The following is a 12,336-nucleotide window of genomic DNA, read 5'->3' on the forward strand; positions in this document are numbered from 1 at the left end:
GTACTTAGCTGTTTTTTCGTTTTTGCACTTGTATACTAAACTCCTTTTCATACTTCTTACCATTTATATAGAAATCCCCCCATATTTTATATGTTCCTTCTTCTGGAAATGTAATACGATATTGTAATTGTTCATCCGTATCAACAGGAATGGCATATAAAAAATGTTTCCTCGTTTCATCAACGATATATATAGCGTTGACTTCACCTCTCCCTGAATTTAATTTCAGCTTTTCTCCCTTTTTCGCTTGAAACTGAAATGTTAATGTCGTTGCCTCATTCGGATGTAATGCACCAAATAAAAGAGACACTTGATGCTCTCCTATATTTTTTGTAAGTACAGTATCGACAGGTAGTTTCTTTTTATTCTTGTCCTTGTTTTTCTCCTTTTTTTCTTCATCAAAATCTTTCTTAGAAAATGATTCCACGGACTTGTTTTCATCTTCATACAAAAATATCGTGTACTCTTCACCTTTTGCTACATCTGAAGATAGCTTATACGATCCATTTCCAGCAAATATAGGCTTCGTTTGTTGTATGTTTTTCAAATTCCCATCCACTATCACTGCTCGAATTTGATCGTTCACACCACGAACTTCATTATTCATTTTATTTAGCAATTGAAACGAAATATCGACTTTTTCATTTCCCTTTTTATTTTTTACATCCCATTTCACTTCTTGAACATCTCCGGTCGTTTCTACAGTTTCTTGATATTTTTTTATGTAAAATCCTCCTGCCACAATAAGTACTAGTGCAATAAGCCCAATGACAAGATTTTTCAAAATATCACCTACCATTTTCATTGTTTTTATCTATGCAAAACCTCTTAAATATATATTCTAGATTATGATTTATGAAATCCTCCTCTTTTGCACATATTACAAATAAAAAAGATTTTAATTGAAAGGAGTCGTAGTGTATAATGCAAATGATATTGATTTCTATCAATACATTATAAGGAGGATTTTTCATGAGTGTACATATTGAAGCAAAACAAGGCGAAATTGCTGAATCTATTCTATTACCTGGTGATCCATTACGTGCAAAATATATTGCTGAAACATTTTTAGAGGATGTTACTTGTTATAACAACGTGCGTGGCATGTTAGGTTTCACTGGAACTTACAAAGGAAAGCGTGTATCTGTTCAAGGTACAGGCATGGGTGTTCCTTCTATTTCTATTTATGTAAACGAATTAATTCAAAGCTACGGAGTGAAAAATTTAATTCGTGTTGGGACATGTGGTGCAATTCAAAAAGATGTTAAGGTACGTGACATTATTATTGCGATGACGGCTTGTACAGATTCTAATATGAACCGCTTAACATTCCCAGGTTTTGATTTTGCTCCTGCTGCAAACTTTGATCTTTTAAAGAAAGCTTACGATGCTGGAACAGAAAAAGGATTACACGTTCGTGTTGGTAACGTATTAACAGCAGATGTATTTTATCGTGAGAGCATGGACATGGTTAAAAAACTTGGAGATTACGGTGTATTAGCAGTAGAGATGGAAACGACTGCTCTTTACACATTAGCAGCTAAATATGGTGTAAACGCATTATCTGTATTAACAGTAAGCGACCATATCTTCACTGGTGAAGAAACAACATCTGAAGAGCGTCAAACTACATTTAACGAAATGATTGAAATCGCTTTAGATGCAGCAATTCAGCAATAGCACACTAAAGAACTTGTCATACGTCTGGCGAGTTCTTTTTTATGCTAAAATACTTCGACAGTCACTGCACCTTCTCTTTATGTGACTTTCTATAAAAAACTACTTTAGAGAGAGACAGATTTATCCCCTCTACTTTTTTGTAACCTTTGTTATAATTAAGAAATCATTTATATTACAGTATTTTTCATACGAGGTGAAACAGTGAAGAACAGAAGCATCGTCTTTAAACTATTTTTATTAACATCAACTTTATTTACAATCATATTTCTCCTTTTTTTCCTTGGACAATCTCTATTTTTAGAGAAGTTCTATATTAATAAGAAAGTAAAAACCGTTCAAACGGCTTTTGAAAAATTCGTAGATAATTACGAGAAAAGCGACCAAGGCTTTGAGGAAACTAGAAAGTTAAAACAAGAATTTCATGATAAAACAAATGCCGAAATTCAATTTTTAGATTCTAACGGAATTATTAAAAGTGAAAACAGTTTTTACATTGATGTGATTAACCCTAACAATAATAAAACCTATTCCATCCCCCTTAACAATCTTTTAACACCAGAAGAATATAATAAATTCGCAAACTTAGGATTAAAAAAAGATGGAATAATTTATGTAGACGGACTACTCCAACCGAATAATATAATAACCCCTCAAGAATTAATAACTAATAATACTAGATGGGAAAATGAACAATTCAATTCAGATTTTCAATCCATTAGTGGTAATCCATCTAAAAATAAACTTAAAAATCGATATGATAATACTGGTTCTCCAATCCATTTTACTGGGGTAATATCTAAATTACAGCTTCCTTCCAAGACTGAGGTTCGTCTTGCAAAGGATTTTGAAACATTACAAGCTGTTCAATATTTTGCAAGAACTATTAGACAAGGTACTTCTAATTCAAATCAATTAAACACGTATATTTTAGATAGTGGGGAAAATATAAAAAACAGTGTCTTTGTAAAGCCTATTATGGAAAACGGAGAAATTAAGGAGTACGCTTTTGTGATAGCATCTTTACAACCTGTTAATGAAGCGATGCTCGTTTTAAAAGATTATTATGTCTATGCCTTAATTATCGTGTTTCTCGTTATTATTTTGTTATCCTTCTACTACTCAAAAATCATTGTTAAACCATTAATTAAGATAAATCGCGTTACAAAAAAAATGGCCAACTTTGATTTTAGCGAGAAGTTACCTGTTACAGCAGACGATGAAATTGGCGGTTTATCAAGTAGTATTAATACACTCTCTGTAAATTTAAAAGATCGAATCGACCGATTAAATGTTGCCAATACAAAATTACAACAAGATATTGAACGCGAACGTCAATTGGAAAAAACGAGAAAAGAATTCATTTCTGGTGTATCTCATGAATTAAAAACACCACTTAGTGTTATTCGTAGCTTCGCTGAAGGTATTCAAGATGGCGTAAGTAAAGATACGACATATTATACAAATGTTATTTTGGAAGAGACAGATAATATGAACAGGCTCATTGTTGAAATGTTAGAATTAGCAAAACTAGAATCAGGTACGTACAAACTAGAAATGTCAACATTCTCGATCGGTGAATTAATTCAACAAGTCTATACAAAATTATTATTTAGTATGGAGGAAAAACATTTACAAGTGGACATCCACTCTGACTCTTCTCTATTTGTTAAAGCAAATCGTAGCCGTATTGAGCAAGTCGTTGTAAACTTACTTAGCAATGCAATTCGATATACTCCAGATGGTGAAAAAATACACGTCTCTGTTGTAGAAACGGAAGATACAGTGAAAATCGAAATTGAAAACACAGGTAATCCTATTCCAGAAGAAAGCCTTGAAAAAATTTGGGATCGCTTCTACCGTTTAGACGCTTCTCGTAGCCGTCATACTGGAGGTACTGGCCTTGGGTTATCCATTGTGAAAAACATTTTAGATCTCCATCGCGCCGAATACGGTGTGTATAATACCACTAATAGCGTTGTATTTTATTTTAATTTACAAAAAGTGAAAGAAGTCAAATAATTTGTCTTAATTTCACTAGGAGTTCACATGAAATTCACACTCTCCCTTTATAGTAAGAAACAAGTTAATCCTTTCCTTTACACATATAAAAGAGGAGAGTGCGTGAAATGAAACAAGCAGGACAACCTATTCAAAACGAAAAACAATTAGAAACTATCAAAAATATACTTTTACAATCTTCGAAACGTGATGGCTTATTATTCGTATTAGCTGTAAATTCTGGCTTAAAAGTAAGTGAAATCTTACAATTAAAAGTTAGTGATGTAATCGATGAAAATGAAAATGTTCGCCATTCCATTTTATTTTACAATGAAAAAGTAAAGAAACATAAATGGTTTGCTGTAAATGAAGACTTACAGCACGCAATCGAAGACTACATGAAAGAACGTAAAACTTGGAAACGTAATGAACCATTATTAAAGTCTCAAAAAGGAACAAAGTCTATTACGAGACAACATGCATGGTACATTTTAAACAAAGCTGCAAAAGAAGTTGGATTAGAAGGGATTAGCTCACATACACTTCGAAAAACTTGGGGCTATTGTGCATACAAATCAGGTGTTGATATTGCATTTTTACAACACTTCTTTGATCACAGTACTCCATCAAAAACTTTAAAGTATATCGGTATTGCTTAATAACTCTTATACATAAAAAAGGTTACCATTTGTAAATTTGGTAACCTTTTTTATGTTTCATATTCTCTTTTCTTGTCTCTCCTATACTGTAGTGGTAATCTAATAGTAAGGGGGAGAAATTATGAACACATTAACAATTGAATTACCGAAAGAAACGGCTGAAAAACTTGATTTATTAAAGAAATCTTATGAAAAGAAAACAGGTGCTACAATTTCTGAAAGCACTCTTGTTCAAACACTTATCTCAAAGGAATTTATCCAAGCGATAACTCCTTTTGATTTACAACAATTCGTCAATGGAAAAGAACAGCAGTAATCGCTGTTCTTTTTTTATTTATTTTCAAAATATCAAAAGTTTTTTATTTATTTTCCGAAAAACTATTGACTATGATAATGATAACCATTATCATTTATTGTGAAGCCAACAATTGATGAATCAACCAAACGCTCAGTAACATTGTTACCCCTCTTTTTCATATAGAAAAGCATTGTACATTCCCCCTGTTTGTACAGTGCTTTTCTTGTTTGTATTTATTCAAATAAATTTAATTGCTCTGGTTTCGGCTCGCCATATGTAATATTCGCCATTTCCATCAAGTGTTTCGCATTGTCCGCCGCATCCCCACCCGAATTATTATTAAACAAAACGTATATGTCCTTAGTCTTTTTTTTCAATTGCTCTAATCGTTTTACCCATTCTTTCAACTCATTATTATTGTATCGATATAAACAACGAACCGCTCTCCAATTTTCTCCTTTGTCAAGCCATCCATGAACATTCCGGCCATGAAAACGTATTAACGCCATGTCTGAGTTTGTTGCCTCTAATACAAGCGGTACTGAGCCTATTCCTGCCTGAGGCTCATCGCAAATTGTATGAATCCATTTTTCTTGTTCTAAAAATTGTAACGTCTTATCTCTCATTTCTGGATAAAACCATGTTTGATTTCGAAATTCTATTGCACATGGGAAATCTTCCATTTTTTCTCTCGTGTATCGAAGTAAATCTACATTTTTCACTTTACAATCGAACCATGGTGGATATTGAAATAAAATCATTTTTAATTTATTCGTTTCTATTAAAGGAAGAATTGATTGTTTATACACATCAAACATCTCATCGAACGTAGAAAAAGGGATTTCCCCTTTCATATGTCCTGTCATTCCTTGATAAGCTTTTACTATAAAAGAAAAATCTTTCGGCGTTTCCATCGCCCATTTTGTATAATTCCGCTCAGGTTGTATCGCATAAAATGAACTATCTACTTCCACAATGGGAAAATGTTCACTATAAGTTCGCAATTTATTTCTATTTTCATAGGGATTACTATATAAAGAATCATGATCTCCCCATCCCGTCACTCCAATAAAAAACAAACGAATTCCTCCCTTCCCAACTTCAGCTTACATTCATTCTATATTACTTCACAAAAATACCATCCAATCACTTTCATAAAGTCGCTCTTTCTTTAAGAGTATCCGTATAAAAATATGATATACTAGATGGAAGAATTTTTAAATTGAGGAGTTATTTATTTATGCTTCAAGACGATATTATTTTATCTCATGAAAATCGAATAAAAGAATTGGAAAATAAAGTACGGTTATATGAAGAACTTGTAAATCAATTACCACATCATTTCACATATAAAAATCCACATATTGGTTTACAAATAAAAAAAACGAGAACATCTCATTCTATTCAACACATACAACAAAAAGATAAAGAGCCTACCTTTCAGCTTACTTGCGATTCACTATTTTTATTTGAACAACTAGAAAAACATTTTGTTCATATTTTCGATGCATTCTCGCATCACGTCACTTTTATTAATAATAAAGGTAACATTACATTATGTAATCAGGCTGCAGCAGATGATTTTGGTGTAATACGAAATTCTATAATTGGGAAACCAATTCAACAATTACTAAACTTACCTGAAGAACAAATTAAAGCTATTGAAACGTTAAAAACGGGAACCGAAATATATAATGAGGAAGTGTTAGACAAAAACTATGGCATCGTAAATAACCGTATTATTCGTGATTATAATGGGGAGATTTTTCGAGTTATTAGTGTATTTCATTATTTAAATACAGAACGTGATGCCGAAAAGTTTTCCCTAGCTGGGCGAATTGCAGCTGGGATTGCACATGAAGTACGAAATCCCCTTACAACGGTACGTGGGTACTTGCAATTTCTACAAGATAGCGTTTCTCCATCCAATAAAGAATTGTTTAAAAGTCTACTCATCCCTGAATTAGATCGTGCCAATAGTATTATTACAAAATTTTTAGCTATTTCAAAAACGCGTGAATTTACTAGAGAACATTTTCCAATCAATACGTTTTTACGCGAGTATATTCAACAACTACTTGCTAGTGAAGTTTTTTTGCATAACATTTCTATTGACTATGATTTTTCTACCGAATTAGATGGTGTACTCGTCAATATTGATCGCCATGAACTCGTGCAAGTTTTTTTAAATTTATTTCAAAATGCTGTCGACGCTCAAGGTGAAGAACCTCTTTCTATTCAAATTACTAGTTATCGCTTAGATAATTTTGTTCGTATTACTTTCAAAGATAATGGAACCGGCATTCCTCCAGCTATTCAAGAATATATATTTGATCCGTTTTTCTCTACAAAAGACTCAGGAACGGGACTGGGATTATCAGTAACGAAGAAAATTATTCAAAATCATAATGGCACATTAAAAGTTACTAGTAATCAAAATGGTACAACTTTCACTATTTCTATCCCAATTTTACCTAAAACAAACCACGAAAGAATTAATCGTTAAAAATGTTGGACTGTTCCACGAACTGCACGCCAATTGTTATATATAACCTAACAATTGGCGTGCAGTTTTTTTATTATAGCCTATTCTTTTTTTACTTATATAAATCTTTCTCTACCTCTTAATTTTTCTTTGTTTTCGCAAGATGGGTAAACTTCTTATTTTTTTGAAATAGTAGTTTGTCCATCACGAATTCAGTTTAATTTTCATTTTATTATATAGTAAAGACTATTTATTCTATAAAAGAAAGGAATGAAAAAATGTCCAACAAAAATAAAGGGAAAGTATTCTATGGTAATGATTGTTGCGAAGTAAGAGCTTGCAGTTATATTAATATCTCTAAGTCCGAACTTAAAGAGTATGTTAGACTTCTTCAAGCTCTTGGTCAAAATATTCAAGCTGTATTTCCAAACCCTTCTCAAGATAATATTGATAAACTAATTGATCTCCTAAATAATCTTCAAAAATTCCTCAGTTGCTTAGATTTATCACCTGCACAAGAACAAATCGGAAACTCTATTATTACTAACTTATTAACTATCCTAAAGACATCACCTTTCTCATGCGGAGCATTATACGTTGAACTACAAAGTCTGCTTAATTATTTATTGTATATTGCTAAGTTATTCAAAATCGATTGCTGTACTATCGATAAACTCGTTAAGCTCATTACAGAAATTCAAGCTATCCTAGTGCAATATGGATCAGGTTGCCTTGGCGGAGGAGCAATAGGTCCTACGGGAGCTACGGGAGCTACTGGACCTCAAGGGCCTCAAGGAGCTCAGGGACCGGCTGGCGCTCAAGGTACTACTGGTGCTCAAGGACCTCAAGGTATTCAAGGGCCAGCAGGGGCTCAAGGACCAGCTGGCGCTCAAGGACCGGCTGGACCTCAAGGTTCTCAAGGCATTCAAGGACCGGCTGGACCTCAAGGTTCTCAAGGTATTCAAGGGCCAGCTGGCGCTCAAGGTGCTACTGGCGCTACTGGACCGTCGGGCACACCACTACCTGTAACTATAGCTGCAATAGGAAATTCTAATCCACAAACTATATCACCTGGAACAACTATCCAATTCAATCAAGTTTTCGAACTAAATAATCTCTTTTTTAATGACACTTCAGATACTTTAACTATTTTAGAAACAGGGGTATACGATATTAGTTTCTCAGCATCTACAACCTTCCCCGGTTCTTCACCATTTGGATTCGGTATTTCATTCAACGGTCAACCACCTACTCGTAATTTTTCAACTAACGTTATCGGTAGTGCGGTTTCTTTCTCCACAATTGTTACTTTAACAGCTGGTACAACAATCTCTATACAACCTACAGCAAATACTATTTCCATTCCTAATACTGGTGACACAACAGCTACACTATCAGTCTTCCGAATTTACTAATTTTAGTTTTCATCTTATTTTTGAACGACCAAGAATATTTAATTTATAGTAATTTGTATTATTTTGATTGCATGTTAAATCTCTCTTTTAATAAAAAGGAGCACTTATTTTGGAAGATAAGTGCTCCTTCTTTACGTTTCTTTACCTCAAATTTACTCTATCTTAATCCTCTTTTTGTATGATAAATAGTGAAGACAAAGACATGAAAGAGGGATGATAATGAGAATTATATCACTGACACGTTTTTGGTTTGTTCTTATGGTTTGCATAATTTTATGTATAGGGTTTCTTTTAACTCTAAATTATTCAAATGTTTCAAAAGCAGAAAGAAAAACAATTCCATACGAACTTCTGTATACAAAACAAAACAACATCCCGTATTCCTCTTCCACACAAAATGAAAAAAAAGTTATAAAAGGAATGCTTGTTACAGAAGCTTCTAGTTATGAAAACCTACTTCAAATCGCTGAAACGATTAAAGATCAATATAAAAATAAAGATGTTGATGAAATAACACTCTCTATCCATAATGAAAATACTGGAATTTTCGAAGAGGAATTACCATATGAACCTATTAGTAAAGGAATAATAACCGTCACGTTTGATTCTCAATCCTTCGGCAGGACCAATGTTACGCTAAATAAATAAACTGAAGCTGTAATCAGTGGCGCTTTTCCCATCCCCACTGATTATTAAGTTAAACCAATCAGATTTTTATAGGCAGCTCGATTCTCACCTAACTTCTTTTCTGTTGCCACATTTTGAATCGAGATAAAATCACTCATTTCTCATAAAAAAGAGGCGAACTCGTTATTCGCCTCTTTTTTTACCAAAATGGAATCCACTCTTTTACTTTATCTATCCATTCATTTTGCTGTTCTTTTCTTTGTTGTTCCTCTTCTTTTCGTTTTTTCTCTTCTTCTTTCCTTCGTTTTTCTTCCTCAATCATTTTTAATTGTTTTGTATAATCCGCCTCAGGTATTAGTGATAACTGAAATGCCTTTTGAGTTGGATTTCCATTCGCTTTCTTCATAATGTCCCGGAACATTGTCGTTGTAATTTGGCTGCCTCCTGGCACATAATGCTCACTATCCGTTTTATCATACCCTACCCAAATCGCACCTACTAAATCCGGTGTGTATCCAACAAACCACGAATCCTTCGCACCAGTGCTTGGTCCATTTACAAGCTGGGTAGTCCCTGTCTTGCCTGCGGTATCGATATTATTAACTTTCGCTTTTTCACCTGTTCCCCTTTCAATAACACCTTTTAATAAGTATGTCATCTTTTGGGCAACTTTCTCGTTCGTCACACGAGTTTCTTTCTTATACCATTTTCCAATTGTTTCCCCTTCAGCATTTTGGATTTCTCTAATGGCATGAGCTTCTACTTGGACACCATCATTTGCAAGTGCGCTATACGCTTGAGCCATTACAAATGGTGAAGTCCCTACATGCATACCTCCTAAAGCAATCGGATACGTACGGTCTTCAGGATCTAATGGAATACCAAACCGCTCTAAAGATTTCAATCCTTTATCTAATCCAATTTGCTCTAATAGCCAAACTGCTGAAACATTATATGACTTTGCCACTGCTTCATACATCGTTACATTACCATGGAACATATGATCACTATTTTGTGGTGCATATTCTTTAATATTAAATGGTTCATCTTTTAAGACATCGTATACTTCATATCCTTGCTCTAACGCTGGTACATACACTGCAAGAGGCTTTAACGTTGAACCTGGCTGTCTTTTTAATTGTGTTGCATGATTAAACTGTAAAAATTGATAAGGACCTCTACCTCCAACTAAAGCCGGAACACCGCCAGTTTTTGGATTCATAAGGACCACTCCAGTTTGCATAAGCTGATCTGAACCACTATCTTTAAAATAACTATCATTATTCACAACATCTTCAACCGCTTGTTGTTTTTTCGGGTCAAGTTCCGTATAAATACGATAACCACCTGCTAAAATTTCATTTTGTGTTAATTCATACTTGTCCATCGCTTCTCTAACAATATAATCTACGTATTGAGAATATTTCCCCTTATATTTATCGTCAACACCACGTCGTAATACAAGACCTGATTCTTTCTCCTGACTATATTGTTCTTCAGAAATATATCCTTGCTCCTTCATTAAACCTAATACGACATTACGTCTTTCAATTGATTTATTAAAGTTTTTATACGGTGAATACGCAGATGGCGCTTTAATTAATCCTGCAATCGTTGCAGCTTCTGAAATCGTTAAGTCTTTTACTTCTTTATCAAAATAAGATTTAGCTGCTCTTTTTATCCCCCAAGCACCTTCACCAAAATAAATTTGATTCATATACATTTCAACAATTTCATCTTTCGTATAAGTACGTTCTATTTTTTTCGTTAGAAAGTATTCCTTTATTTTACGCGAGAATGTACGGTCTTGCGTTAAAAATACATTTTTCGCAAGTTGTTGTGTAATTGTACTACCACCTGCCACAACTTCACCGGCTGTAATGTTCTTAAATACAGCACTTATGATTCCACTATAGTAAATACCATGATGACTAAAAAATTCCTTATCTTCTACTGCAACAATTGCTTGAACCATAATATCAGGAATATCTTTCCTTTTGACCCCTTCTGTTTTAGAAGAAGCTAATTTAGTCGCAACTTCATTATTTGCATCATAAATTAAAGTCGGTTGTGGAACAGCTTGTTTTAATTCAGATATATCTTGAATGGAAATTATTATATTTACAACAATAAATAGAGTAGCAAGTAAACTTCCCAATACAATTAATGAATTGCGTAGTTTCTTCCTCTTATTGAACCACTCAAGCGTTTTTTTAAAGTGAGTGTTCTTCAATTTCATTCGTTCACTTCCTTCATTTGTTTACACTCTTCTTTTTAAAAGGAAGAATATACCTCCTTTTAAATTTATTATAATAACGTAGTCGTTCCTATAGTGTAAAGCTTTTCTTTCACATTCATACTTTTTGCAAGAAAAGGACATTCTACAAGTAAGATATTCACTATTCAGTATTAATATTATTAATACAACAATGAGAGTTATGTTAAGTTTTTGTAAACTTTTCGATAAAATGTTTTAAAAAACGACAGTTTTTTGTTAGAATTGATTAGCCAATATATTTTACATATATTACTTTTGTGGGGGTAACAATAATGGTCTTTAAATCAAAGAAAGATAAATTTTCTGAAATGCTAATGAATGTTTCCGAAAATTTAAAAGAAGGCGCGCAGTTTTTCGTGGAGTATAAAATTAAAAATGCTAGCGATTTAAAAGAGTTTTCTATGCGCATGAAAGAGTATGAGTCAAAAGGTGACTCATTCATTCACGAAATCATTATGGAGCTAAACAAAGCGTTTATTACTCCTATTGAACGTGAAGACATCCTACAGCTTGCAATGAGTATGGATGATGTATTAGACGGATTAGATCACAGTGCTAGTCTATTCGAAATGTATTCTATTACAGAAGCTGATGAATACATGATTAAATTCGTTGAAGCAATTAATCAATGTGCAATTGAGATTGCAAATTCTGTTGAACTACTGTCTAAAAAGAAACTAGTCGATATTCGTACAAATGCGATTAAGATTAAGGATTACGAGTCACAATGTGATGATATTCGCCGTCATGCGATTAAGCACTTATTCTCTCGTGAGAAAGATCCGATTAAGATTATTCAATTTAAAGAGATTTACGAAGAGCTTGAAGAAGTAGCTGATAGCTGTCAAAGCGTTGCAAACGTATTAGAAACAATCATTATGAAGAACGCGTAAGGA

Annotated in this window: 11 protein-coding genes; 8 read left to right on the forward strand and 3 right to left on the reverse strand. The window is 33.4% G+C overall.

From position 1 onward, the window contains the following. Positions 1-4: 4 nt before the first annotated feature. A complete protein-coding gene (locus tag ACE38F_RS20590; protein WP_375369930.1) occupies positions 5-799 on the reverse strand; it encodes a hypothetical protein in 795 nt (264 codons plus the stop codon). Between the two features lie 173 nt (positions 800-972). Between ACE38F_RS20590 and deoD the strand changes: the two genes are divergently transcribed. The 4 genes from deoD (at position 973) to ACE38F_RS20610 (ending at position 4,653) form a co-directional block, all read left to right on the forward strand. Then, positions 973-1,680, forward strand: a complete 708-nt coding sequence (gene deoD, locus ACE38F_RS20595) for a purine-nucleoside phosphorylase (RefSeq protein ID WP_002158622.1) — start codon at positions 973-975, stop codon at positions 1,678-1,680. A gap of 201 nt (positions 1,681-1,881) precedes the next feature. Continuing rightward, positions 1,882-3,699, forward strand: a complete 1,818-nt coding sequence (locus tag ACE38F_RS20600) for a sensor histidine kinase (RefSeq protein WP_215555747.1) — start codon at positions 1,882-1,884, stop codon at positions 3,697-3,699. Positions 3,700-3,806: 107 nt separating this feature from the next. Continuing rightward, the gene (locus tag ACE38F_RS20605; RefSeq protein ID WP_000806236.1) at positions 3,807-4,337 is read left to right on the forward strand and encodes a tyrosine-type recombinase/integrase; all 531 of its coding nucleotides are present in this window, start codon (positions 3,807-3,809) and stop codon (positions 4,335-4,337) included. Between the two features lie 121 nt (positions 4,338-4,458). Further along, positions 4,459-4,653: a DUF3924 family protein gene (locus ACE38F_RS20610; RefSeq protein WP_002149425.1), complete on the forward strand. Its 195-nt coding sequence runs from the start codon at positions 4,459-4,461 to the stop codon at positions 4,651-4,653. A gap of 215 nt (positions 4,654-4,868) precedes the next feature. Here ACE38F_RS20610 and ACE38F_RS20615 read toward each other — a convergent pair whose 3' ends face one another. Further along, positions 4,869-5,714: a DUF72 domain-containing protein gene (locus ACE38F_RS20615; RefSeq protein ID WP_341307266.1), complete on the reverse strand. Its 846-nt coding sequence runs from the start codon at positions 5,712-5,714 to the stop codon at positions 4,869-4,871. Between the two features lie 161 nt (positions 5,715-5,875). Between ACE38F_RS20615 and ACE38F_RS20620 the strand changes: the two genes are divergently transcribed. From ACE38F_RS20620 to ACE38F_RS20630, 3 genes are all read left to right on the forward strand, one after another. Then, positions 5,876-7,141 carry an ATP-binding protein gene (locus ACE38F_RS20620; protein ID WP_375369794.1) on the forward strand — a complete coding sequence of 422 codons (1,266 nt, stop codon included), beginning with the start codon at positions 5,876-5,878 and terminating at the stop codon, positions 7,139-7,141. Between the two features lie 257 nt (positions 7,142-7,398). Further along, positions 7,399-8,535 carry a Gly-Xaa-Xaa repeat protein gene (locus ACE38F_RS20625; protein WP_375369795.1) on the forward strand — a complete coding sequence of 379 codons (1,137 nt, stop codon included), beginning with the start codon at positions 7,399-7,401 and terminating at the stop codon, positions 8,533-8,535. A 219-nt stretch (positions 8,536-8,754) separates the two neighbouring features. Beyond that, positions 8,755-9,183 carry a hypothetical protein gene (locus ACE38F_RS20630; RefSeq protein ID WP_341307269.1) on the forward strand — a complete coding sequence of 143 codons (429 nt, stop codon included), beginning with the start codon at positions 8,755-8,757 and terminating at the stop codon, positions 9,181-9,183. Positions 9,184-9,361: 178 nt separating this feature from the next. On the opposite strand, the gene ACE38F_RS20635 is transcribed toward ACE38F_RS20630, so the two are convergent. Further along, positions 9,362-11,401 (reverse strand): transglycosylase domain-containing protein, encoded by a 2,040-nt coding sequence (locus ACE38F_RS20635; protein ID WP_341307270.1) that lies wholly within the window; start codon positions 11,399-11,401, stop codon positions 9,362-9,364. 311 nt (positions 11,402-11,712) lie between these two features. On the opposite strand from ACE38F_RS20635, the gene ACE38F_RS20640 reads away from it, so the two are divergent. Further along, positions 11,713-12,333 (forward strand): DUF47 domain-containing protein, encoded by a 621-nt coding sequence (locus ACE38F_RS20640; protein ID WP_002086688.1) that lies wholly within the window; start codon positions 11,713-11,715, stop codon positions 12,331-12,333. The last annotated feature ends 3 nt before the right edge of the window (positions 12,334-12,336 follow it).

The sequence above is a fragment of the Bacillus altaicus genome, from assembly GCF_042136375.2.
Lineage (GTDB): Bacteria > Bacillota > Bacilli > Bacillales > Bacillaceae_G > Bacillus_A > Bacillus_A cereus_U.

Excerpts from the sequence above, each read along its gene's own strand:
- ACE38F_RS20590 (WP_375369930.1), bottom strand. The coding sequence starts at position 799 with ATGGTAGGTGATATTTTGAAAAATCTTGTCATTGGGCTTATTGCACTA.
- deoD (WP_002158622.1), top strand. The coding sequence starts at position 973 with ATGAGTGTACATATTGAAGCAAAACAAGGCGAAATTGCTGAATCTATT.
- ACE38F_RS20605 (WP_000806236.1), top strand. The coding sequence starts at position 3,807 with ATGAAACAAGCAGGACAACCTATTCAAAACGAAAAACAATTAGAAACT.
- ACE38F_RS20610 (WP_002149425.1), top strand. The coding sequence starts at position 4,459 with ATGAACACATTAACAATTGAATTACCGAAAGAAACGGCTGAAAAACTT.
- ACE38F_RS20620 (WP_375369794.1), top strand. The coding sequence starts at position 5,876 with ATGCTTCAAGACGATATTATTTTATCTCATGAAAATCGAATAAAAGAA.
- ACE38F_RS20625 (WP_375369795.1), top strand. The coding sequence starts at position 7,399 with ATGTCCAACAAAAATAAAGGGAAAGTATTCTATGGTAATGATTGTTGC.
- ACE38F_RS20630 (WP_341307269.1), top strand. The coding sequence starts at position 8,755 with ATGAGAATTATATCACTGACACGTTTTTGGTTTGTTCTTATGGTTTGC.
- ACE38F_RS20635 (WP_341307270.1), bottom strand. The coding sequence starts at position 11,401 with ATGAAATTGAAGAACACTCACTTTAAAAAAACGCTTGAGTGGTTCAAT.
- ACE38F_RS20640 (WP_002086688.1), top strand. The coding sequence starts at position 11,713 with ATGGTCTTTAAATCAAAGAAAGATAAATTTTCTGAAATGCTAATGAAT.